The sequence below is a fragment of the Streptomyces sp. NPDC007901 genome (genome assembly GCF_042959465.1).
GTDB lineage: Bacteria > Actinomycetota > Actinomycetes > Streptomycetales > Streptomycetaceae > Streptomyces.
On the sequence record NZ_JBIBKW010000027.1, the window covers coordinates 78440 to 99425 of the forward strand.

The 20986-nt window shown below is 71.2% G+C and carries 22 protein-coding genes; 8 read left to right on the plus strand and 14 right to left on the minus strand.

Annotated features, from left to right (window positions below; genetic code table 11):
* Nucleotides 1-47 precede the first annotated feature (47 nt).
* A complete protein-coding gene (locus tag ACFZDK_RS48425) occupies nt 48-332 on the plus strand; it encodes a DUF6332 family protein (protein ID WP_390983671.1) in 285 nt (94 codons plus the stop codon).
* Here ACFZDK_RS48425 and ACFZDK_RS48430 read toward each other — a convergent pair.
* From ACFZDK_RS48430 to ACFZDK_RS48440, 3 genes are all read right to left on the minus strand, one after another.
* Nucleotides 293-958: a response regulator gene (locus tag ACFZDK_RS48430; protein WP_390983674.1), complete on the minus strand. Its 666-nt coding sequence runs from the start codon at nt 956-958 to the stop codon at nt 293-295. The genes ACFZDK_RS48425 and ACFZDK_RS48430 overlap by 40 nt on opposite strands.
* The gene (locus ACFZDK_RS48435) at nt 955-2223 is read right to left on the minus strand and encodes a histidine kinase (protein ID WP_390983676.1); all 1269 of its coding nucleotides are present in this window, start codon (nt 2221-2223) and stop codon (nt 955-957) included. The genes ACFZDK_RS48430 and ACFZDK_RS48435 overlap by 4 nt, the downstream gene beginning before the upstream one ends.
* A gap of 82 nt (nt 2224-2305) precedes the next feature.
* Nucleotides 2306-2974, minus strand: a complete 669-nt coding sequence (locus tag ACFZDK_RS48440; protein WP_390983761.1) for a WHG domain-containing protein — start codon at nt 2972-2974, stop codon at nt 2306-2308.
* Nucleotides 2975-3196: 222 nt separating this feature from the next.
* On the opposite strand from ACFZDK_RS48440, the gene ACFZDK_RS48445 reads away from it, so the two are divergent.
* The gene (locus ACFZDK_RS48445) at nt 3197-4282 is read left to right on the plus strand and encodes a zinc-binding dehydrogenase (RefSeq protein ID WP_390983680.1); all 1086 of its coding nucleotides are present in this window, start codon (nt 3197-3199) and stop codon (nt 4280-4282) included.
* Between the two features lie 11 nt (nt 4283-4293).
* Here ACFZDK_RS48445 and ACFZDK_RS48450 read toward each other — a convergent pair whose 3' ends face one another.
* Nucleotides 4294-5487: a GDSL-type esterase/lipase family protein gene (locus ACFZDK_RS48450; protein ID WP_390983683.1), complete on the minus strand. Its 1194-nt coding sequence runs from the start codon at nt 5485-5487 to the stop codon at nt 4294-4296.
* Between the two features lie 52 nt (nt 5488-5539).
* Nucleotides 5540-6112, minus strand: a complete 573-nt coding sequence (locus tag ACFZDK_RS48455; protein ID WP_390983687.1) for a WHG domain-containing protein — start codon at nt 6110-6112, stop codon at nt 5540-5542.
* Nucleotides 6113-6190: 78 nt separating this feature from the next.
* On the opposite strand from ACFZDK_RS48455, the gene ACFZDK_RS48460 reads away from it, so the two are divergent.
* Entirely contained in the window at nt 6191-6682 is a 492-nt protein-coding gene (locus tag ACFZDK_RS48460) for an FBP domain-containing protein (RefSeq protein WP_390983690.1), read from the plus strand.
* 10 nt (nt 6683-6692) lie between these two features.
* On the opposite strand, the gene ACFZDK_RS48465 is transcribed toward ACFZDK_RS48460, so the two are convergent.
* Nucleotides 6693-7385 carry a WHG domain-containing protein gene (locus ACFZDK_RS48465; RefSeq protein WP_390983692.1) on the minus strand — a complete coding sequence of 231 codons (693 nt, stop codon included), beginning with the start codon at nt 7383-7385 and terminating at the stop codon, nt 6693-6695.
* 203 nt (nt 7386-7588) lie between these two features.
* Here ACFZDK_RS48465 and ACFZDK_RS48470 point away from each other — a divergent pair, with 203 nt between their 5' ends.
* Nucleotides 7589-8038 (plus strand): nitroreductase family deazaflavin-dependent oxidoreductase, encoded by a 450-nt coding sequence (locus tag ACFZDK_RS48470; RefSeq protein ID WP_362328300.1) that lies wholly within the window; start codon nt 7589-7591, stop codon nt 8036-8038.
* On the opposite strand, the gene ACFZDK_RS48475 is transcribed toward ACFZDK_RS48470, so the two are convergent.
* Nucleotides 8028-9320, minus strand: a complete 1293-nt coding sequence (locus ACFZDK_RS48475) for a geranylgeranyl reductase family protein (RefSeq protein ID WP_390983696.1) — start codon at nt 9318-9320, stop codon at nt 8028-8030. The two genes, ACFZDK_RS48470 and ACFZDK_RS48475, sit on opposite strands and share 11 nt — an antisense overlap.
* A 221-nt stretch (nt 9321-9541) precedes the next feature.
* Here ACFZDK_RS48475 and ACFZDK_RS48480 point away from each other — a divergent pair, with 221 nt between their 5' ends.
* The 3 genes from ACFZDK_RS48480 (at nt 9542) to ACFZDK_RS48490 (ending at nt 12748) form a co-directional block, all read left to right on the plus strand.
* Nucleotides 9542-10897: a M20/M25/M40 family metallo-hydrolase gene (locus ACFZDK_RS48480; RefSeq protein WP_390983699.1), complete on the plus strand. Its 1356-nt coding sequence runs from the start codon at nt 9542-9544 to the stop codon at nt 10895-10897.
* A gap of 62 nt (nt 10898-10959) precedes the next feature.
* The gene (locus ACFZDK_RS48485; RefSeq protein WP_390983702.1) at nt 10960-11688 is read left to right on the plus strand and encodes an MBL fold metallo-hydrolase; all 729 of its coding nucleotides are present in this window, start codon (nt 10960-10962) and stop codon (nt 11686-11688) included.
* 4 nt (nt 11689-11692) lie between these two features.
* The gene (locus tag ACFZDK_RS48490; RefSeq protein WP_390983704.1) at nt 11693-12748 is read left to right on the plus strand and encodes a protein kinase family protein; all 1056 of its coding nucleotides are present in this window, start codon (nt 11693-11695) and stop codon (nt 12746-12748) included.
* Here ACFZDK_RS48490 and ACFZDK_RS48495 read toward each other — a convergent pair.
* From ACFZDK_RS48495 to ACFZDK_RS48525, 7 genes are all read right to left on the minus strand, one after another.
* Nucleotides 12721-13782, minus strand: coding sequence for an oligopeptide/dipeptide ABC transporter ATP-binding protein (locus tag ACFZDK_RS48495; RefSeq protein ID WP_390983707.1), 1062 nt, complete (start codon nt 13780-13782; stop codon nt 12721-12723). The two genes, ACFZDK_RS48490 and ACFZDK_RS48495, sit on opposite strands and share 28 nt — an antisense overlap.
* On the minus strand, nt 13779-14879 hold the full coding sequence (locus ACFZDK_RS48500) for an oligopeptide/dipeptide ABC transporter ATP-binding protein (RefSeq protein WP_390983764.1): 1101 nt from the start codon (nt 14877-14879) through the stop codon (nt 13779-13781). The genes ACFZDK_RS48495 and ACFZDK_RS48500 overlap by 4 nt, the downstream gene beginning before the upstream one ends.
* A 32-nt stretch (nt 14880-14911) precedes the next feature.
* Entirely contained in the window at nt 14912-15832 is a 921-nt protein-coding gene (locus ACFZDK_RS48505; protein WP_390983710.1) for an ABC transporter permease subunit, read from the minus strand.
* On the minus strand, nt 15825-16811 hold the full coding sequence (locus ACFZDK_RS48510; protein ID WP_390983713.1) for an ABC transporter permease subunit: 987 nt from the start codon (nt 16809-16811) through the stop codon (nt 15825-15827). Before ACFZDK_RS48510 ends, ACFZDK_RS48505 begins: the two co-directional genes overlap by 8 nt.
* Before the next feature lie 72 nt (nt 16812-16883).
* Nucleotides 16884-18701 carry an ABC transporter substrate-binding protein gene (locus ACFZDK_RS48515; RefSeq protein WP_390983716.1) on the minus strand — a complete coding sequence of 606 codons (1818 nt, stop codon included), beginning with the start codon at nt 18699-18701 and terminating at the stop codon, nt 16884-16886.
* 257 nt (nt 18702-18958) lie between these two features.
* Nucleotides 18959-19999 (minus strand): NUDIX domain-containing protein, encoded by a 1041-nt coding sequence (locus ACFZDK_RS48520; RefSeq protein ID WP_390983719.1) that lies wholly within the window; start codon nt 19997-19999, stop codon nt 18959-18961.
* 145 nt (nt 20000-20144) lie between these two features.
* Nucleotides 20145-20336, minus strand: a complete 192-nt coding sequence (locus ACFZDK_RS48525) for a hypothetical protein (protein ID WP_390983722.1) — start codon at nt 20334-20336, stop codon at nt 20145-20147.
* A gap of 153 nt (nt 20337-20489) precedes the next feature.
* Here ACFZDK_RS48525 and ACFZDK_RS48530 point away from each other — a divergent pair, with 153 nt between their 5' ends.
* Nucleotides 20490-20843 carry a hypothetical protein gene (locus ACFZDK_RS48530; RefSeq protein ID WP_390983724.1) on the plus strand — a complete coding sequence of 118 codons (354 nt, stop codon included), beginning with the start codon at nt 20490-20492 and terminating at the stop codon, nt 20841-20843.
* Nucleotides 20844-20986: the final 143 nt, after the last annotated feature.

The following is a 20986-nucleotide window of genomic DNA, read 5'->3' on the forward strand; positions in this document are numbered from 1 at the left end:
GGCGGGGCCCGTTGCCCCGCCGGGCGCACTGCTGTGACACTGCCGGGATGACGAGTCACGGGGGACGGCGCGGTCAGGCCGAGCGGGACGCGATCACCGTCGAGATCGGATACGCGCTGTGCAGCGCGGTGTTCGCGGCGGCGGTCGCCTTCGGTACGGTGGCCGGTCCGGCGCTGCTGTTCGATCTGCCCGCCACGCTCGAACGCGCCCTGCCGCCGGTGGGCGCGGTGCTCGCCACCCTGCTGTTCTGCGCCCGGGTGGTCAGTGTGCTCGTCCGCTTCCGGCGGTCCCCTCAGCCCAGCCAGCCCGGCCGGACCAGCCCCGACTCATAGGCCAGCACGACCAGTTGGGCCCGGTCGCGGGCGCCCAGCTTGACCATCGTGCGGCTCACATGGGTCTTGGCGGTGAGGGGGCTGACGACCAGACGGCGGGCGATCTCCTCGTTGGACAGGCCGATCCCCACCAGGGCCATCACCTCCCTCTCCCGCTCGGTGAGGCGGCCGAGGGCGTCCGCGGCGGCCGGTTCCTTGGAGCGGGCCGCGAACTCCGCGATCAGCCGGCGCGTCACCCCGGGCGACAGGAGCGCGTCCCCGCCCACCACCGCCCGGACCGCGCGCACGAGTTCCTCCGGCTCGGTGTCCTTGACCAGAAAGCCGGACGCACCGGACCGGATCGCCTCGAAGACGTATTCGTCGAGCTCGAACGTCGTCAGCATGACCACCTTGACGTCCTCCAGCCCCTCCTCCCCGGTGATACGGCGGGTCGCGGCCAGGCCGTCGAGACCCGGCATACGGATGTCCATCAGGACGACGTCGGGGCGCAGTTCACGCACCGCGCGCACCGCCTCCTCACCGTCCGCCGCCTCCCCGGCCACCTCGATGTCCGGCTGCGCGTCGAGCAGCGCCCGGAACCCGGCCCGCACCAGCGACTGGTCGTCGGCGAGCAGCACCCGGATCATCGGTCCTCCCTGTCGTCCCTGTGGGCTCTTACCGACCTGTCGTCCAAGGGCAGTACGGCGAGCACCCGGAAGCCGCCGTCGGCGCGCGGTCCCGCCTCGATCGTGCCGCCCAGCGCGGCCGCCCGCTCCCGCATCCCGGCCAGCCCGTTGCCGCTGCCGCCCGCGTCCGCACCGGTCGCCGGACCGTAATCGTCGATCCGCAACCGCAGCTCCCCGCCACCGTGTTCGAGCCGCACGCGCGCGTGCCGCGAACCGGAGTGCCGTACGACATTGGTGAGCGCCTCCTGCACGATACGGAAGGCGGCCAGGTCAGCGCCGGGCGGAAGGCGTGGCGGCTCCCCCTCGACCGCCACGGTGAGACCGGCGCTCGCCGCCTGTTCGACGAGTTCCGGCAGCCGCCCGAGGCCGGGGGCCGGCGCGCGCGGCGCGTCTCCCGGGGCGCGCAGGGTGTCGAGCACCTGGCGGACCTCGCCGAGCGCCTCCTTGCTGGCGGCCTTGATGGTGGTGAGTGCGGACCGGGCCTGCTCGGGGTCGGAGTCGAGCAGCGCCAGGCCCATGCCCGCCTGGACGTTGATGACCGAGATGCTGTGGGCGAGGACGTCGTGCAACTCGCGGGCGATCCGCAGCCGTTCCTCGTCCGCCCGCCGCCGGGCGGCCTGGGCCCGGTCGGCCCGCTCCCGCGCCCACTGCTCGCGCCGCAGCCGGACCAGTTCGGCCACCGAGACGATGATCAGCACCCAGGTGGCGACGATCATCTCCTTGCCGAGATTCGCGCCGGTGTCGCCCGGCGGCGGCAGCCACCGGTACAGCCAGAGCGAGATCAGCAGGTGGCCGGCCCACAACATCCCGAGGGCCGCCCACGCGGCCCGTCGGTGCCCGGCGACGACGGCGCTGAAGCAGGCCACCGCCACGGCCGCGAAGATCGGCCCGTACGGGTAGCCGGCCCCGACGTACACCAGGGCGAGCCCGGCCGTGCCGAACACCACGGGCGCCGGATGCCGCAGGCGCCAGAGCAGCAGGGCACAGGTGGCGAGGATCAGCAGCCGCGCGTAGCCGTCGAGGGGCACGCGGTGCGGCTGCTCGTGGGCGGCGAAGTTGGAGGCCGCCAGCACCAGGACGGTGAGCGGCACGGTGGTGCGCCACGGCAGACGGCTGTGCGGCGACCCGCCCTCACCGCCGTCGTCGCGCTGCCACCACGGGGGCCCGTAGTGCCACGGCTGCGCGGGGCCGCGCTCCCGTACGCCCTGCTCGTCCATGACCGCCACGCTAGACGGCGCCGGCCCGCGCGGGCGTCAGCCCGGCGAGGTGATCACGTGTACTCCCGGGGAAGTAGGCCGCCGGGTGCGGTCAGAGCCCGGCGGCCAGCTCCGCCACCTCGGCGTCGAAGAGCCGGTCGGCGGCGAAACCCATACCCGTGAAGTGCCCGGCGAGTTCGAGGGAGAGCACGCCGTGCATCCGGGTCCAGAACCCCAGCGCCCGGCGCAGCACCCCCGGCCTGGCGGGATGACCGCCGGCCCACTCGCGGTGCTGGGCGAGGTACGCGGTGAAACCGGCGGAGACCGGCGCCGGCGCCTGGGGCTCGGCCGCCGCACAGACGTCGAGCAGGGCCGCCATGATCTCCTGGGCGATGCCGGTGACGTCGTCGGGCGCGTGATAGCCGGGCACCGGCGTGCCGTAGACGAGGAAGTACCGCTGGGGATCGTCGAGCGCCCAGCGGCGCAGGGCGTGGGCAAGGCCCTGGAGGTCGGCCCCGGAGTCGGCGGCGGCCCGGAAGGTGTCGGCCAGGCTGCGGTAGGCGTCCCGGATCAGCTCGGTGATCAGCTCGTCGCGGCTGCCGAAGTAGCGGTAGAGGGCGGGTCCGCTCATCCCGAGTTCCTTGGCGATCGCGTTCAGGGACAGGCCCGACGCACCGGCCTTGGCGATCTGCTCCCAGGCGCGTGCCTTGATGTCCGCCCGGACCTGGGCCCGGTACCGCTCGCGGGGGCTCGTCGCGTCCGCGTCCGCGCCTGCCGCCATGGCCATCACGCTCCACTTCCCGGGCTCCGGTGCCATTTCGCACCGTTTCCATCACTTCAGGCATTTCAACCTATCACTTTCGAGAGTACCTCTAACTCTCGCGACGGAAACCTCCGCCGCGAGAGCTTGACACCTCCGCGAGCACCAGTCATGTTTGTTATAGCTTCTAACGCAAGCAAGAACCTCTCCCGCTTGCGAACGGCTCTACTCACGGAGGTCGTCATGGGAACTGCGGAAACCGTCCACAGCACCCGGCTCGTCGAGGTCGTCCTGCCGGGCGTCGTGGAGCCGGAAGGGCTCCGGATCCAGCGCCGGGAGATCCCGGCCCCGGGCCCCGGCCAGATCGTCGTCCGCATGGAGGCCACCGGCGTCTCCTTCGCGGAGCAGCAGATGCGTCGCGGCCGCTACTACGACCAGCCGCCCTTCCCCTTCGTCCCCGGCTACGACCTGGTCGGGACGGTGCTCACAGCCGGCGAGGGGGTCACGCCCGGGCTGGTCGGCAGGCGGGTGGCGGCGCTGGTCAAGGTCGGCGGCTGGGCCAGTCACGTCGTGCTCGACGCGGCCGACGCGGTGGAGGTGCCCGCGGGTGTCGGCGCGGCGGAGGCGGAGACGCTGGTGGTCAACGGGATCACGGCCTGGCAGATGCTGCACCGCAAGGCCAGGGTGCGCAGTGGCGGGACGATCCTGGTGCACGGCGCCAACGGCGGGGTCGGCACGGTCCTCGTCCAGCTCGCGCGCGCTGCGGGTCTGAAGGTGATCGGCACGGCCTCCGCCCGGCACCACGAGGCGCTGCGCGAGCTGGGCGTGACCCCGGTCGACTACCGCGCCGAGGACGTCCCGGCCCGGGTCCGCGAACTGGCCCCCGGTGGTGTCGACGCCGTCTTCGACCATCTCGGCGGCCGCAGCGTCGTCGACTCCTGGAGGCTGCTCGCCCCGGGCGGGACCCTCGTCTCGTACGGCAGTGCCACCACCCGGGACGACTCGGGCTCCAAGCAGCTGCCGGTACTGCGGATCCTCGGCCGGGTGTGGCTGTGGAACGCGCTGCCCAACGGCCGGCACGCGTACTTCTTCAACGTCTGGGAGGGCCGGGCCCTGCGCAAGGACCGCTTCCGGGCCCGGCTCGGCGCCGACCTCACCCAGGTGTTCCAGGCCCTCCAGCGCGGCGAGGTCGCCGCCCGGGTCGCCGCCCGGCTGCCGCTGACCCGGGCCGCGGAGGCCCTACGGCTCGCCGAGTCGGGGACGGTCGCGGGGAAGGTCGTCCTGGTCCCGGACAACGGCGGCGGGGAGTCGGCCTCCCCCGCGCTGTGAGGAGCGTCGGCTCAGGGGGCGTTGCCCGCGAACGCGCCGTCCCCCGTGAAGGCCAGCGTGGCGAAGCGTTCGCCGATGCGGCGGTGGGTGGCCGCGTCCGGGTGGAGCCGGTCGGGCAACGGCAGTTCGGCGGCGTCGGCCTCGCCGTAGAGGGCACGGCCGTCGAGGTAGTGGAGGTGCGGGTCGTCGGCCGCGCGCTCGGCCACGATCCGGGCCAGTTCGTCCCGGATGACGGACAGAGTGAGCTTGCCGCTCGCCCGCTCGGCCGGGTCGCCCGTGGCGCTGAAGACGAGCCGGCCTTCGCCGAGGGCACTGAGGTCCATGGCGGTGGGCCCGGGGGTGTCCTCGTGGATGGGGCACAGGATCGGCGACACGACCAGCAGCGGGGCGGTGGGGTGTCCCTCGCGGACGGTGTCGAGGAAGCCGTGGACGGCGGGGCCGAAGGCCCGCAGCCGCATCAGGTCGGCGTTCACCACGTTGATGCCCAGTTTCAGGCTGATCAGGTCCGCGGGGGTGTCCCGGACGGCGCGGGCGGTGAACGGGTCGAGCAGCGCGCTGCCGCCCAGCCCCAGGTTGACCAGTTCGACCCCGGCGAGCGCGGCGGCGAGCGCGGGCCAGATGGCGGTCGGGCTCGCCGCGTCGGAACCGTGGCTGATGGAACTCCCGTGGTGCAGCCAGACCTTGCGGCCCCGGTCGGACACGGCGGTGAGCGGGGCGTCGGTGCGCAGCGCGACCAGTTCGGTGGTCTCGTTGTGCGGCAGCCAGATCTCGACGTCCTTCTCGTGCCCGGGCAGGCCGGTGAAGCGGAGGGTGCCGACGGGACCGGGGCGCAGTTCCGTCGTCCCCGCGCCCATGTCGACGACCTGGACCTTGCCGCCGCTCACCACTGCCTGATCGGCCAGGACGCCGTCGACGAGGAGGTCGTAGACACCGTCGGGCCGGGGCGGCGCGCCGGCGTAGAGCCGCTTGGTGGGCAGGGTGTCCAGTTCCACGGCGGTGGCGCGGGTGCGGAACACCAGGCGTACGCCGGAGGGCTGGGCCTCGACCATGGCGAGCTGCGGGTCGGCGCACTGGGCGCGGGCCCGGGCCGGGAGCCGGTGCGGCAGGATGCCGTGCGCCGTCCGTTCCAGGTCGAGGGCGCCGCGCAGGAGGTCGGCGGTGATCGGGGTGGTGGTCCAGCGGTGGCCGTCGTCGGTGGTGTGCATCGTCTCTGCCTGCCGTAGGGATGCCGTAGGGATGCCGTAGGGAGCGGATGGGTCAGGCCGGTGTGGGCCAGTTGCGGAGCAGGGCGTCGAGGGCGTCGAGGATGCGGGACCAGGACTGGGCGCTGTCGGGGGCGCTGTGGCTGAAGCCGCCGCTGAGCTCCAGGTCGACGAAGCCGTGGAAGACGCTGCCGAGCATCCGGACGGCATGGGTCTCGTCGGGTTCGGTCAGGTCGTAGCCGCGCAGGATGGCCCGGGTCATCTGGGAGTGCCGGACGCCTGCGCCGGCCGCCGCCGTCTCCGGGTCGAGGCGCAGCCGGGCCGCCGCGTAGCGGCCGGGGTGGGCGCGGGCGTAGTCACGGTAGACGTCGGCGAACGCGACGAGGGCGTCCTTGCCGGCCCGGCCGGCGAGCGCGTCGGCGGCCCGGTCGGCGAGTTCCTCCAGCGCCAGCAGCGCGATCCTCGTCCGCAGGTCCTGGGAGCTCTTGACGTGCGAGTACAGGCTCGCGACCTTCACGTCGAACCGTCGGGCCAGCGCCGAGACGGTGACCTGGTCGAAGCCCACCTCGTCGGCCAGCTCGGCTCCGGCCCGGACCAGTCGTTCCGTGGTCAGTCCCGCTCGCGCCACACCGCTCCTCCACTTCGCCCTCTGCCTGAATCGATTATGCATTTGCCTAAAGCTTTTAGGCAAATTAGCGTGCACCGCATGAGGCAGCTGAGTGAGCAAGAGATCCGTGCCGCGTTCGTGAACTGCACCAAGGGCGCGGCGAAGCGGCTGAACATCCCGCACGACCTGGACGAACGGCCGTGGGCCGACCTGGACTACTTCGGGTGGCGGGACCCCCAGGCACCCGACCGCGCCTATCTGGTGACCGAGCTGGACGGCGGCGCACGGGCCGTGGTGCTGCGCTGCCCGAGCCCTTCCTCCTGGCAGACCCGGCGCAGCATGTGCTCCATCTGCCTGACCACGCACACCGGGGGCGTCTCGCTGATGGTCGCCGCGAAGGCGGGCAAGGCCGGGCAGCAGGGCAACTCGGTGGGCGCCTATCTCTGCAGCGACCTCGCCTGTTCGCTGTACGTGCGGGGCAAGCGGGACGCGGGCGTGGGCGGGCGCATGCCGGAGTCGCTCACACTGGAGGAGAAGATAGAGCGGACGGTGACGAACCTCGCCGCGTTCCTGGACAAGGTCTCCGGATGAGCGGAGCCGCTCAGGGGAAGACCAGCCCGACCCCGTGGGCGAGCTGGGCGGCGGCATGCCGGAAGAACTGCTCGCGGTCCTCCACGACCCCCTTGAACTGGCCGAACAGCTCGAACCCCACCAGTCCGAACAGCTGCGCCCACGCCGCCGCCATCGCCACGGCGACCTCCGGCGGCAGACCGGGCATCAGCTCGTCGGCCATCCGACGGGCCTCGGGGGCGAGCCCGGCGGGTACGGGGGTACGGGCCAGACCGCGCCGCTCGAACGCCTCGCGCAGGATGCCGATGAGGACGAGGGCGACCCGGGCGGCCGGCGGAATGGTCGTGTCCGGCGCCGAGTAGCCGGGCACCGGCGAGCCGTAGATCAGCGCGTACTCGTGCGGACGCGCCAGCGCCCAGCCGCGCACCGCCTCGCACACGGCGACCCAGCGCCCCGCCGAGGGGAGGTCGGCGGCAGCGGCGTGCGCGGTCTCGGCGGCCTCGCCCAGGGAGTCGTAGGCGTCGATGATCAGCGCGGTGAGCAGGTCGTCGCGGCTGGGGAAGTAGCGGTAGAGCGCCGAGGAGACCATCCCGAGCTCGCGCGCGACGGCCCGCAGCGACAGCTTGGCCGCACCCTCGGCCGCGAGCTGTCTGCGGGCCTCGTCCTTGATGGCCGTGGTGACTTCCATCCTGGCTCGCGCGCGGGCGCCCTGCGGGGTGGTCATGGGGAGCAGTTTGCCAGGTTTGCAGAGCGGTGCACACGGTTTGGAGCGGTGCACTTGATTCAGAGCGGTGCACTCGTCATGGAGCGGCGCTCGCTCTCACGAGCACCGCTCAAAAACGAGAGCACTGCTCTTGCTTGGATCACCGATCTCCCCCACACTGTTCTCAAGCGAGAGCACCGCTCTCCCGAACTGTGGGGGTCACCGTGTCGACACACGTCCAGAAGCCCGGTTGGTTCACCGTCAACATCTTCAACCGTGCGGTGGCCTGGCTCACCCGGCGTGGTCTCAGCATCTGGGGCTCCCGCGTCCTCGCCGTCCGGGGACGCAAAAGCGGGGAATGGCGCACCACGCCCGTGAACCTGCTGACAGTCGACGGACAGCAGTATCTGGTCGCGCCGCGCGGCCACGTCCAGTGGACCCACAACATGCGCGCCGCCGGCGGCGGCGAACTGCGGCTCGGCAAGAACGTGGACGTCTTCACCGCCACCGAGGTCGCCGACGACGACAAGGTCGAGCTGCTGCGCGCCTACTTGAAGCGCTGGAAGGCCGAGGTCGGCGTCTTCTTCAACGGGGTCGGCCCCGACTCCCCCGACGCCGACCTGCGCCGCATCGCCCCCGACCACCCGGTCTTCCGGATCGCCGTCACGAGGTGACCGAGTCCTCGCTGTCCGTGTCGTCCGCGTCCGCCTCGGCGGTCCTCCCCGTGGCGACCGGCACCGGGGCGAAGGTGGTGAGGGCGCGCTGGGCCAGCGGATGGGAGCGGATGAGTTCGCCGAGGGAGGTCCGGCCCTGGGTGATCTCCTTGAACGCCCGCCAGGCGGGCCGGAAGCCGGTCAGGGCCGCGTGGAACAGGCCGGGCCGGCGCTCGAACACCGCGAGCATCCGCTTGCCGACGCTCATCTCGACGCCGAGGCCGGCCTTGATGGCGAAGGCGTAGTTCAGCGCCTGGCGGCGGGTGTCCACCGCGTCGTGGGCCTCGGCGATCCGCACCGCCCACTCCCCCGCGAGCCGCCCCGAGCGCAGCGCGAAGGAGATGCCCTCGCGGGTCCACGGCTCAAGGAGGCCGGCCGCGTCGCCGCACACCAGCACCCGGCCCCGGGACAGCGGCGAGTCGTCGGCGCGGCAGCGGGTCAGATGGCCGGAGGAGATGCTCGGCTCGAAGCCGGCCAGGCCGAGCCGGGCGATGAAGTCCTCCAAGTACCGCTTGGTGGCGGCGCCTTCGCCGCGCGCCGAGATCACCCCGACGGTGAGGGTGTCGCCCTTGGGGAAGACCCAGCCGTAACTGCCGGGCATCGGGCCCCAGTCGATGAGGACCCGGCCCTTCCAGTCCTCGGCGACCGTCTCCGGCACCGGGATCTCCGCCTCCAGGCCGAGGTCGACCTGGTCGACCTTCACCCCGACGTGCGCGCCTATCCGGCTGGCGCTGCCGTCGGCGCCGACCACCGCGCGGGCCAGCAGGGTCTCGCCGCCCTGCAGGACGACGGCGACCGTGCGGCGGTCCGGGACCGCCGAGCCGTGCTGCTCGACGCGCTGCACCGCGACGCCCGTGCGCAGCTCGGCGCCCGCCTTCTGGGCGTGCTCGACCAGCTGCTGGTCGAACTCGGGCCGGTTGATCAGCCCGAACATCATCTGCTTGGAGCGGCGGGTGCGGGTGAACCGTCCGTTGTGGGAGAAGGTGACCGCGTGCACCCGGTCCTTGAAAGGCAGCTCGAAGCCGGGCGGCAGCGCGTCACGCGAAGGGCCGATGATGCCGCCGCCGCAGGTCTTGTAGCGGGGCAGCTCGGCCTTCTCCAGCAGCAGCACGCGCCGTCCCGCGACCGCGGCCGCGTAGGCGGCCGAGGCGCCCGCGGGGCCCGCGCCCACCACGACGACGTCCCACACCCGCTGCCCGCCGTCCGCCTGCACGTCGTCCGCCGAAGAATTCTCGCCGCTCACGATGGTCCGCTGCTCCGATCAAGCCGTAGAAGCCGTATCAAGCCGTATCAAGCCGTATCAAGATCAAGCCATATCAAGCCGTAGGTCGTCAGGCCCTGTCCGTCCGTAGGCCGACACCTGTCACCTGTTCCCCCGCATCCTACGGCGGAGATCGCCGCAGGCCGCTGTGGGAGGATCGGTGTACTCACCAGTTGAACGTCGCACCCACGAGGAGCGTGCCCATGTCGTCCAATCCAGTCGCCGAGACCGTCGCCTCCCTGTTGCCCAGGGCCAAGGCGGAGCTCGCCGAGCTGGTGGCCTTCAAGTCGGTGGCGGACTTCGCCCAGTTCCCGAAGAGCGAGAGCGAGGGCGCCGCGACGTGGGTGGCCGACGCACTGCGCGCCGAGGACTTCGTGGACGTCGCCGTACTGGACACCCCGGACGGCACACAGTCGGTGTACGGCTATCTGCCGGGCCCCGAGGGTGCCAAAACGGTCCTGCTGTACGCGCACTACGATGTGCAGCCGCCGCTGGACGAGGCCGCCTGGACCACCCCGCCGTTCGAGCTGACCGAGCGGGACGGCCGCTGGTACGGGCGCGGTTCCGCCGACTGCAAGGGCGGCGTGATCATGCACCTGCTGGCGCTGCGCGCGCTCAAGGCGAACGGCGGCGTTCCGGTCCACGTCAAGTTCATCGCCGAGGGCTCGGAGGAGATGGGCACCGGCGGTCTGGAGCGGTACGCCGAGCAGCACCCGGACCTGCTTGCCGCGGACACGATCGTCATCGGGGACGCGGGCAACTTCCGGGTCGGGCTGCCGACCGTGACCACCACGCTGCGCGGGATGACCATGGTCCGCGTCCAGATCGACACACTCCAGGGCAATCTGCACTCGGGGCAGTTCGGCGGTGCCGCGCCGGACGCGCTGGCCGCGCTGATCCGGGTGCTGGACTCGCTGCGGGCGGAAGACGGTTCGACGACGGTCGACGGGCTGACGTCGCAGAGCCGCTGGGACGGCCTTGAGTACGACGAGGAGCAGTTCCGCAAGGACGCGAGGGTGCTGGACGGCGTCGGGCTGATCGGTGAGGGCTCGGTCGCGGACCGCATCTGGGCGCGTCCGGCGGTCACGGTGCTCGGGATCGACTGCCCGCCGGTGGTCGGCGCCACCCCGTCGGTGCAGGCCACTGCCCGCGCGCTGGTCAGCCTACGGGTGCCGCCGGGTGTGGACGCGGCCGAGGCGACCAAGCTGCTCCAGGCCCATCTGGAGGCGCACACGCCGTGGGGGGCCCGGGTGCGGTCGGAGATGGTGGGCCAGGGCCAGCCGTTCCGGGCCGACACCACCAGCCCGGCGTACCAGGCGATGGCCGACGCGATGGCGGTCGCCTACCCGGGCGAGACCATGCAGTACGCCGGCCAGGGCGGCTCCATCCCGCTGTGCAACACCCTCGCGAGCCTGTACCCGCAGGCGGAGCTGCTGCTGATCGGCCTGAGCGAGCCGGAGGCGCAGATCCACGCGGTCAACGAGAGCGTGTCCCCGCAGGAGCTGGAGCGCCTGTCGGTGACGGAGGCGCTCTTCCTGCGCAACTACGCGGCCGGCTGAACCGCTCTGCCGACAGCAGAGGGCCCTCGTCCGCGGACGGGAGCCCTCTCTACGTTCGTGGCATGGACGTCATCGCGCTGCTCCCCCGGCTGCACCTGCTGCGTTTCCCGGTCGGCCAGGCCTACCTCTGGCACGACCCGGGCTCCGGTGCCTCGACGCTGATCGACGCGGGCTCGCTCGGTTCGGGCCGCCCGATCGCCGACGCGCTCACCGCGCTCGGCCGGTCGCCTTCGTCGGTACGACGGATCGTCCTCACCCATTTCCACGAGGACCACGTCGGCGGGGCGGCCGAGTTCGCCGCCCTGAGCGGCGCCGAGGTGCTGGCCCACCGGCTCGACGCACCGGTGATCCGGGGTGAACTCCCGGGACCGCCGCCGGTGTTCGAGGCGTGGGAGCGGCCGATCCACGCCGAGGTGGCGCGGCGGCTCCCCACCGGGGAGCCTGTCCGGCCCGACAGGGTCACGGAGGTGGGCGACGGTGATGTGCTGGATTTCGGGGGCGGCGCCCGGGTCGTCCATGTGCCGGGCCACACCCATGGCAGCGTCGCGCTCCATCTGCCCGCGTACGGCGTGCTGTTCACCGGGGACGCGGTGGCGGCCTCGCCGGTCGACGGTTCGGTGCTGCTCGGGGTGTTCAACCTCGACCGGTCGCAGGCGGTCGCGTCCTTCCGGCGGTTGGCCGCGCTGGACGCCGAGGTGGCGTGCTTCGGCCACGGTGACCCGGTGACCGCGAACGCGTCCCGCGTCCTCGGGGAATCCGCGGGCACCTACGGGCCGCCGCGGCCAGCATGAGGGGATGACCGACACCGCGCGCCGCATCGCCGCCCACGCCGACATCGCGACCTCGCTGGCCCTGCTCAGCGACGTCGAGCTGGCCGAGCTTCTCGCGGCGGGCGAGTCGCTGGGCACGGGGGTCGGCGGCAGAGCCGTGCGGATCACGGTGGACGGCAACGCGGTGTTCGTGAAGCGGATCCCCCTGACCGACCGGGAGCGGGGCCCGCTGCACGTCCGCTCCACCGCGAACCTCTACGACCTGCCGCCGTACTGCCACTACGGCATGGGTGCCGTCTGCGGCCCGGGATTCAACGCCTGGCGGGAGCTGGCCGCGCACACGGAGACGACGAACTGGGTGCTGGCCGCCCGCTTTCCCGGCTTCCCGCTGCTCCACCACTGGCGGGTACTGCCGGACACCGCCCACCCGCTGCCCGAGGAACTCGCGGACGTCGAGAAGGTGGTGGCCTATTGGGGCGGCTCGACGGGCTTGCGCGAACGGATCGAGGGCCTTCGGGACGCCTCCGCGAGCATGATCCTGTTCCTGGAGCACTTCCCGTCCACCTTGCACGACTGGCTGGACGCCGAACTGCGCACGGACCAGGCGGACGCGGCCTGCGGCCAAGTGGCGCGGCAACTGGAGGAACTGACGTCCTTCCTCCACGGACGGCAGCTCCTGCATCTGGACGCCCACTTCCGCAACATCCTCACCGACGGCCGACAGCTCTACCTCACCGACTTCGGGCTCTCGCTCAGCTCCCGTTTCCGGCTCACGCCCGACGAGCGGGATTTCTTCGACCGGCATCGGCACTACGACCGCGCCTACACCTCCTACCACTTGGCGATCTGGCTCGTCACCGCCCTGTACGGGTACCGGGGTGAGGAGCGGGCGGAGTTCGTGCGCGCCTGCGCCGACGGGAAGCGGCCCGAGGGGATCCCCCGGGGCGCCGCCGAGCTGGTGGTCCGGCACGCCCCGCTCGCCGTGGGCATGGAGGATTTCTTCCGGCGGCTGGGCCGGGAGAGCCGGCTGACGCCGTTCCCGTACCCGGAGGGCTACAGCAACTGCACGTTCTCCGCGTAGTGGCAGGCGACCGGGTTGCCGCCGCCCCGGTCGACCAGGTCCGGCACCTGCTCTACGCAGGCGGTGCGTTCGGAATCGGTGAGCCGGTTCGCGAAGGTGGGGCAGCGGGTGCGGAAGCGGCAGCCGCTCGGCGGGCGGACCGGGCTCGGGACGTCGCCCTGGACGGTGATGCGGGTGCGGGCGCGCTCCTTGCGCGGGTCGGGCAGCGGGATGGCGGAGACCAGGGCCTGGGTGTAGGGGTGCGCGGGCCGGGCGAAGAGCTGGCGGGCGGGGGCGATCTCGACCAGGCGGCCCAGGTACATCACCGCCACCCGGCCGGCGACATGCCGCATCACGGAGAGGTCGTGGGCCACGAACAGGAAGGACAGGCCCAGTTCGCTCTGCAGGTCCATGAGCAGGTTGAGGACGCCTGCCTGGATCGACACGTCCAGCGCGGAGACCGGCTCGTCCAGGACGATCACCTTGGGCCGCAACGCCAACGCCCGTGCGATGCCGATGCGTTGGCGCTGGCCGCCCGAGAACTCGTGCGCGAAGCGGTTGCCGTGCTCGGGGTTGAGGCCGACCAGACGCAGCAGTTCGCGTACCTCGTCGCCCGCGCCGGGGCCGTAACGGCCGTGGATGCGCAGGGGTTCGGCGACGATCTCGTGGACGGAGATCCGGGGGTCGAGGGAGGCGTACGGGTCCTGGAAGACGATCTGCAACTCGCGTCGCAGAGGTCGCATCTGACGTCGGCTCAGGTCGGTCAGCGAGCGGCCCCGGTAGTGCACGGTGCCCGAGGTGGCGGTCTCCAGGTTGAGCAGGGTGCGGGAGACGGTCGTCTTGCCGGAGCCGGACTCGCCGACCAGGCCGAGCGTCTCGTTCTCGTACAGGTCGAAGGAGACCCCGCAGACGGCGTGCACATCGCCGACCCGGCGGCGGACGACGCCCGGGGACATCACCGGGAAGTGCTTGACGAGGTCGCGGACCTGGAGGACGGGGGTGCCGGTGCCGCCGTGGCCCGGCAGTGGGGGCAGCAGGGGCAGGGGGGCGGTCATCGGGCATCGTCCTCCAGGTCGGCGAACCGGGCCAGGGCCTCGGTGTCGGCGCCGACGGCGTCGAAGACCTCGCCGGCCGCCGTGCCCGCGAGTTCGTCGGCGAAGTGGCAGGCGCTGCGGTGGTCGGCGGAGCCGACGGGGCGCAGGGCGGGTTCGGTGGTGTCGCAGGGCTCCCGGCGCATCGGGCAGCGGGGGGCGAAGGGGCAGCCCGGGGGCAGGTTGAGCAGCGAGGGCGGGGAGCCGGTGATGGGGGTCAGGCGGTCCTCCTCGCGGTCGAGGCGGGGCAGCGAGCCGAGCAGGCCGAGGGTGTAGGGCATGCGCGGGGTGTAGAAGATGTCCTCGACCGAGCCGGTCTCCACGATCCGTCCCGCGTACATGACGGCGACCCGGTCGGTGTGGCCGGCGACCACGCCGAGGTCGTGGGTGATCAGGACCAGCGCGGCGCCGGTCTCGGCGCGGGCGGTCTCCAGGGCCTCCAGGATCTGGGCCTGGACGGTGACGTCGAGGGCGGTGGTGGGCTCGTCGGCGATAATCACGTCCGGGTCGTTGGCGATCGCGATGGCGATGACGACGCGCTGGCGCATGCCGCCGGAGAGTTCGTGCGGGTAGCTGTCGACACGCCGTTCGGGGCTCGGGATGCCGACCGTGCCGAGGAGTTCCACGGCGCGTTCGCGGGCGGGGCGCTTCCCGAGCCGGGGGTTGTGTCTGAGCAGGGTCTCGGCGATCTGGTAGCCGACGGTGTAGACGGGGTTGAGGGAGGTCATCGGGTCCTGGAAGACCATGGCGATGCCGCTGCCCCGGACGTCCGAGAGGCGGGCGTCGGACATCCCGAGCAGCTCCGTCCCCTCGAACCGTACCGAGCCGCGTACCCGTGCCGAGCCCGGCAGCAGCCCCATGACGGCCAGCGCGGTGACGGACTTCCCCGAGCCCGACTCGCCGACGATGCCCAGGGACTCGCCGCGCTCCAGCCGGTAGCCGACGCCGCGTACCGCCCGTACGACACCGTCCTCGGTCGGGAACTCCACGCTCAGGTCCTCGACCTCGAGTACGGCGCCGGACTCCTCGCCCTTGGCGACGACCCGGCCCGCCCCGCTGATCGCGCTGTTTCCGTTGCCGTTGTCGGTGGCCGTCACTGTCGCACCCTTTGCTGCCGGGGGTCGAAGGCGTCGCGCAGCCCGTCGCCGATGAAGTTGATGGTGAGGGCGATGGCGATGATGAAGGCGCCGGGGATGTAGAAGAGCCAGGGCCGGGTGTCCACCGCGGTCTGCGCCTGGGCGACCAGCAGTCCGAGGGAGGTGTCGGGCGGCTGGACGCCGAATCCGAGGAAGGACAGGGCGGTCTCGGTGAGGATGCCGGTGGCGACCAGGATCGTGGCGTTGACGATGATCGGGCCGAGCGCGTTGGGCAGCAGGTGCCGGAAGATGATCCGGGTGTCGGAGGCGCCGAGCGCCCGCGCGGCCTCCACGAACTCCTTCTCGCGCAGCGACAGTACGGTCGAGCGCACTACCCGGGACACGTAGGCCCAGGTCAGTCCGGCGATCACCACGGCGATCCAGTACCAGGAGCCGCCGCTGCGGGAGGAGATGACCAGGGCGATCGCGAACAGCGGGAGCGTCAGCACCAGATCGGCGATGCGCATCATCAACGCGTCGACGAAGCCCCGGTAGAAGCCGGCCACGGCTCCCCACACGGCACCGACCAGGGTGGAGCCGAGGGCGATCAGGATGGCGATCTTCAGGGAGGTCTGGGTGCCGCGCATCACCTGGGCGTAGGCGTCGTACCCGGACGAGTCGGTGCCGAACGGGTGCTTCCAGGAAGGGGGTTGGGAGTTGTCCGGGGTGAACTTGGTGTACGAGTAGTGCCAGAAGTGCGGGCCGATGAACGCCCAGAGCACGATCAGCACGAACACGACCAGGCTGATCATCGCGGCCCGGTGGCGCAGGAAGCGGCGCAGGACGAGTTGGGTCTGGGTGCGTTGACGGACCGTGAACTCGTGGTCGGTGTCCGCCGGTTGGGTGCCGGTCGGCCCGAGTGCCCCGATGTCAGTCATAGCGGATCCTCGGGTCGAGTACGGCGTAGAGGAGGTCGGCGAAGAGGTTGAAGACGATGACGACGACGGCAGAGAGCAGCAGCCAGGCCATGGTCCGGTAGACGTCGAGGGTGGTGGCGGCCTGGACGAGCATCTCGCCCATGCCGTGCCACTGGAAGATCGTCTCCGTGATGACGGCGCCGCCGAGGATGATCGCGATGTCGAGGGCGGTGACGGTGGCGAGCGGGATCAGCGCGGTGCGCAGGGCGTGCCGGGTGAGCACCTTGCCGCGCCGCAGCCCTTTGGCGCGGGCGAGCCGTACGTAGTCGCTGTCCAGGACCTCCAGCATGGCGGCGCGGGTGTAGCGGGTCCAGGAGGCGAAGGAGACCAGGGCGAGGGTGATGGTGGGCAGGATGAGATGGCCGACGCGGTCGGTGAACTCGTTCCAGGTGGTGTCCACTTCGAGGTACGGGGACTTCTCGCCGATGGTGCCGAGGAACTGGCTGCCGGTCTGCTGGTTGAACCAGATGCCGGCCTGTTTGAGCAGCACCGCGAACCAGAACACGGGCATGGCCAGGAAGAGGAAGCCGAGGAAGGTGATGGTGTAGTCGGCGACGCTGTACTGGCGGATCGCGCTGAACACCCCGAACACGATGGACATCACCAGGGCGAGCAGCATGGCGGCGGCGACCAGGGTGACGGTGACCCGGAAGCGGGTGAACAGGTCGTGCCCGATGTCCAGGTTGGACTGGACGGACGGGCCCCAGTCGCCGTGCAGGACCCCGGTGATCCAGTTCCAGTAGCGTTCCACGGCGGGCTGGTCGGCGTGGATGTGCCGGGCGAACGCGGTCACCGCGGCCTTGCTGGGGGGCGGTTGCCGGGAGGTGGCGAAGTTGGCCACCGGGTCGCCGGAGTTGATGACGACCAGGAAGACGATGAACGTGGAGACGATCAGGACGGGTATGGAGACGAGGATGCGGCGCACGGTGTAGGCGAGCATGCGGTCTTCTCTCGCGGGAGGCCCGGCCCCGGGGTCTCCGGGGCCGGGAATCGGTCCGGCTGGTCGCTGGGGCTACTTCTTGAGGCCCCACTCGCCGACGTTGTACGGCGGTCCGACGTTGGTGGAGTTGTTGCGCATGTTGACGAACCGGGTCTGCACCGCGAGGAAGGTGGGCTTCTGGTAGAGGGGCAGCACGTAGGCGTCGTTGACCATGATCTGGTCGGCCTGGTTGAGCAGGGCGGCGGCCTTGGTCTGGTCGGTCTCGCCGATGGCCGTGCTGATCAGGGAGTCGACCTGCTTGTTGCTGTAGCCGCCGTAGTTGCCGCCGGCTCCGGTCGTCCACAGCTGCTGGGCGCCGCTGATCGCGAACGGCGAGGCGACCCAGGCGAAGACGACGATGTCGTACTGGTGGCCGGCCAGGACCGTGCCGAGGTCGGCGGCGCCGATCGGCTTGATCGTGACCTTGATCCCCAGGTTGGCGAGGTCGCTCTGCAGGATCTGGCACTCGCTCTGCCGGATCTGGTTGCCGGTGGTGTAGCGGCAGTTGAAGGGGCCGACGGCCTTGCCGTCCGGGGTCTTGAGGGCGGTGCCGACTCCGGTGAACTTGGCGTCGGTGAGGTACTTCTCGGCCTTGGTGAGGTCACCCGAGCCCTGGCCGCTGGCGCTGACCACGTCCTTGTAACCGGCGGTCCCCGGGACGAAGTTGTGGTTGTAGAGCTGCTTCACGCCGGGATCGAACTGGGCGACCGTCTTGGCCATGATGTCCTTGACGCTGATGGCAGTGAACATCGCCTGCCGCAGGGCCAGGTACTTGCCGATCACCGGGTTGTGCAGGTTGAGGTCGAAGTGCTCCCAGGTGAGCCCGCTGCCGATGGTGTAGGTGACGTTGGGGATGGCCTTGACCTGGTTGACGAGGTCGACCTCGGGCTGCGGGTAGATGCCCTGGACCTCGTTGTTGCGCAGCGCGATCGGCTCCTGGGTGGCGTCCGAGATGACCTTGAAGATCAGCCGTTGCAGGGTGGCCTTCGTGCCCGTCCACTTCGGGTCGGGCTCGTAGGTGGCGTGATCGTTGTCCACCCACTCGGTCATCTTGTACGGGCCCGCTGTCGCGTACTTGGTGGGTGGGTTCTTCTGGAAGTACTGCCAGCCCTGGGTCATCTGGGCGGCCGTCATGTGGGCCGCGTCGCCCGCCTTGGCGCCGGAGACCTTCTCGGCGACGTGCGCCGGGTAGAACGGGTAGCCCGCACCGAACAGGGACTTCCAGTCGGCGTAGGGCTTGGCCATCACGACGGTGACGGTCTTGCCGTTGTCGGAACCGGTGACCGACTTGATGCGGTCGTAGCCGGCGGTGCTCTCCGGCAGGCAGCCCTTGGTCTGGGTGGAGTCGCTGGCGGGCGGCGGCGGGCAGTCCTTGCCGTCGTTGGTGCGCCAGTAGTAGACGAAGTCGTCGGCGGTGATCGCCGTACCGTCGTTCCAGGACGCCTTGGGGTTGATCTTGTAGACGAGGGTCTGGGGGCTGGCGCTGGTCTGGGTCGCCGAGGTCACCAGGTCGGTGTTGAGCTTGACGCTGAAGTCCGGCTGGGGAACGTAGACCTGGGGCAGCACGGGGCTCAGCGCCTCGGCGTTCTCGAAGGTGTTGCCGTTGGTGTCCTGCACGTTCCACTGCTGGACGTTCTTCTCGATGACGTAGGTGAAGGTGCCGCCAGGCTTGGTGGTGCCGGAGTTGCAGGTGTCGGCCTTGCCCTCGGTGGAGCAGTTGGTGAGACCGGCCGAAGTGGCCTTGCCGCCACTCCCCCCGCCGCCTCCCCCGCTGCTGCAGGCGGCGAGCGCCAGGACGAGCCCGGCGGTCAGTGCGAGTCCCCTTGTGAGGGCCGAAGTGTGCGCGCGCATGTCCCTCCTTCAGCCGGTGGATGTCCGGCCTGTGCACGGCGGCCAGCGGCCGCGAGGAAGTTGAGCTGCGCACCGACGGTAGAACGTTTGTGTACCTCCTTCACGTTCTTGTTCATACCGGGACGGCTTCAATTCACCCTCGTTTTCCCCTAGGAACCTTCCACCCCGGGCAAAGTGCTCTCCGTACCCCCGGGAAATGCCAAAGTCCCCGTCAACCAGACCAAGGAAGCGGAGACTTGACAGTGCGTCAGGTCATGTCAACCGACCGGGACGCCGGCCTCCAGATAGAGCGCGGCGCCGCGCTCGCGGGCCCGCAGCGCCCAGCGCAGCCGTTCGTAGCGCACCGGCGGCAGCATCTCGGCGGCCTGCTGTTCGGTGACGAAGCGCCAGCCCCGCAGTTCGGGCCCCGGCAACACCAGCCGTCCGGCCTCGGCGGAGTCCAGCCGGCCGCCGTCGAAGAGCAGCCGCAGTCCGCCGTAGCGGGGCGGTGCGGGCTGCTCCCAGTCGATGACCAGCAGCCGCGGCACCTCCTCCAGCCGTATCCCGGTCTCCTCCTCGACCTCGCGGATCCCCGCCCGGGCGGGGGCCTCGCCGGGCTCGACGACACCGCCGGGGAACTCCCAGCCGGCCTTGTAGGTGGGGTCGACGAGGAGGAAGCGGTTGTGTTCGTCGAAGAGGAGGACGCCTGCGGCGATGGTTTCGGCGGTGGGTTCGGGAGTTTGTACTATGTCACATACCATAGCTTCGCCACTCCCCACCGCCTCCGCGATCCGCACCGCCGCCTCGTACGGCCCGAGTTCGCTGGTGTCGACGAGATGGGCGTCGGCGGCGATCCAGGAGGCGAGGGCGGCGCGGTAGGGCTCGATCTGGTCGTACGACCACTGCCGGACGCGTATCTCGCCGTCGGGCAGGTCGGGCGGGATCTCACGGCCCGCTATTCGCTCGCGCAGGATCGTTTCGGCCGGGGTGAGACACAGATGCCGGACGGCGATCCGGCGGGCGGCGAGGCCACCGAAGATCTCGTCGCGGTACTCCTGGCGCAGCAGCGTCATGGGGACCACCAGGGTCCCGCCCAGCTCGGCGAGCATCGCGGCCGCCGTGTCGATCACCAGGCGTCGCCAGATCGGCAGATCCTGGAAGTCGCCGACCTCGGCGAGGTGCTTGGCCGGCAGCAGGTGTGTCAGTGCCCCGCCGATGACCTCGGGGTCGAAGAGCGTGCTGTTCGGGATCAGTTCGATCAGTTCACGTGCGGTGGTGGTCTTACCCGCACCGAACGCGCCGTTGACCCAGACGATCACGGACTCCCCCTCTTCTGTTGGCCCCCTGTGGCTTGCCCGCTCCACACTGCCACGGAAACCAGTTCCCGTTGAGGGCGCACAAAGCGGAGTGCCGGTGCCCCGCCCACGGGACCCCGGCACCACCGATCACTCTCGCCCGGCCGGGCTACTCCTGGCCCAGCAGGTTCTGGTCGGCCTGGAAGCTGTCCTGGCTCACGAAGTGGTCGACGTGCTCCAGAGTGCCCGAGACGTTCAGGTCGCCGAGGGGACCTTCCTCGGCGGCATGGGACGGGGTGATGGCGGCCACGACGAACCCGGTGGCCAGGCTGGCGATGGCGAGCATGCTGCGCTTCTTCATGCCCGTTTCAACTACGCGGACGGCCGGGGGTCACGGCCGTACCCGCGAGGGGAGCAACGCGCCTGGTCGGAGCGGAAACCCGGTGGCCGCACGAGCCCCGGCGCCGATATCGTCGGGCTCCCGCCCCGCAGCTCACACAGGAAGTCGTACGCCATGACCAGCCCCCGCCCGACCACGACCCTCTGGCGCCCCACCGGCCCCGTGGAACTCGACCTGGTCCGGGAGCTGGAGTGGCGCGCCTGGCCGCCGCGGCTGCCCGAGCAGCCGATCTTCTACCCGGTGCTGAACGAGGACTACGCGATCAGGATCGCCCGGGACTGGAACGTCAAGCACGACGGCGCCGGCTATGTGACCCGCTTCGAGGTCGACACGGAGTTCGTCCGGCGCTACCCGGTCCAGCAGGCGGGCGGCAGCACGATCCTGGAGCTCTGGGTGCCGGCCGAGGAGTTGGACGAGTTCAACGCGCACATCGTCGGCGCGATCGCGGTGGTCCACGAGTTCCGGTGAGGACCCTGTGAGGTCGGGGGGGGGGCCCCGCGGGTGGAGGGGCCCCCCGGCCCCCAAAACCGCCGGACGCGGTTGGGAACCCCCCGCGGCGGGGCGCTAAAAAAAAACAACACCCCCCGGGCGGCCCCCCCCCCCCCCACCCC

Bases quoted from the DNA above. Each gene is read 5' to 3' on its own strand.
- ACFZDK_RS48425 (WP_390983671.1), top strand. From the start codon at position 48: ATGACGAGTCACGGGGGACGGCGCGGTCAGGCCGAGCGGGACGCGATC.
- ACFZDK_RS48430 (WP_390983674.1), bottom strand. From the start codon at position 958: ATGATCCGGGTGCTGCTCGCCGACGACCAGTCGCTGGTGCGGGCCGGG.
- ACFZDK_RS48440 (WP_390983761.1), bottom strand. From the start codon at position 2,974: ATGGCGGCAGGCGCGGACGCGGACGCGACGAGCCCCCGCGAGCGGTAC.
- ACFZDK_RS48445 (WP_390983680.1), top strand. From the start codon at position 3,197: ATGGGAACTGCGGAAACCGTCCACAGCACCCGGCTCGTCGAGGTCGTC.
- ACFZDK_RS48450 (WP_390983683.1), bottom strand. From the start codon at position 5,487: ATGCACACCACCGACGACGGCCACCGCTGGACCACCACCCCGATCACC.
- ACFZDK_RS48460 (WP_390983690.1), top strand. From the start codon at position 6,191: ATGAGGCAGCTGAGTGAGCAAGAGATCCGTGCCGCGTTCGTGAACTGC.
- ACFZDK_RS48465 (WP_390983692.1), bottom strand. From the start codon at position 7,385: ATGACCACCCCGCAGGGCGCCCGCGCGCGAGCCAGGATGGAAGTCACC.
- ACFZDK_RS48480 (WP_390983699.1), top strand. From the start codon at position 9,542: ATGTCGTCCAATCCAGTCGCCGAGACCGTCGCCTCCCTGTTGCCCAGG.
- ACFZDK_RS48485 (WP_390983702.1), top strand. From the start codon at position 10,960: ATGGACGTCATCGCGCTGCTCCCCCGGCTGCACCTGCTGCGTTTCCCG.
- ACFZDK_RS48490 (WP_390983704.1), top strand. From the start codon at position 11,693: ATGACCGACACCGCGCGCCGCATCGCCGCCCACGCCGACATCGCGACC.
- ACFZDK_RS48495 (WP_390983707.1), bottom strand. From the start codon at position 13,782: ATGACCGCCCCCCTGCCCCTGCTGCCCCCACTGCCGGGCCACGGCGGC.
- ACFZDK_RS48505 (WP_390983710.1), bottom strand. From the start codon at position 15,832: ATGACTGACATCGGGGCACTCGGGCCGACCGGCACCCAACCGGCGGAC.
- ACFZDK_RS48510 (WP_390983713.1), bottom strand. From the start codon at position 16,811: ATGCTCGCCTACACCGTGCGCCGCATCCTCGTCTCCATACCCGTCCTG.
- ACFZDK_RS48515 (WP_390983716.1), bottom strand. From the start codon at position 18,701: ATGCGCGCGCACACTTCGGCCCTCACAAGGGGACTCGCACTGACCGCC.
- ACFZDK_RS48525 (WP_390983722.1), bottom strand. From the start codon at position 20,336: ATGAAGAAGCGCAGCATGCTCGCCATCGCCAGCCTGGCCACCGGGTTC.
- ACFZDK_RS48530 (WP_390983724.1), top strand. From the start codon at position 20,490: ATGACCAGCCCCCGCCCGACCACGACCCTCTGGCGCCCCACCGGCCCC.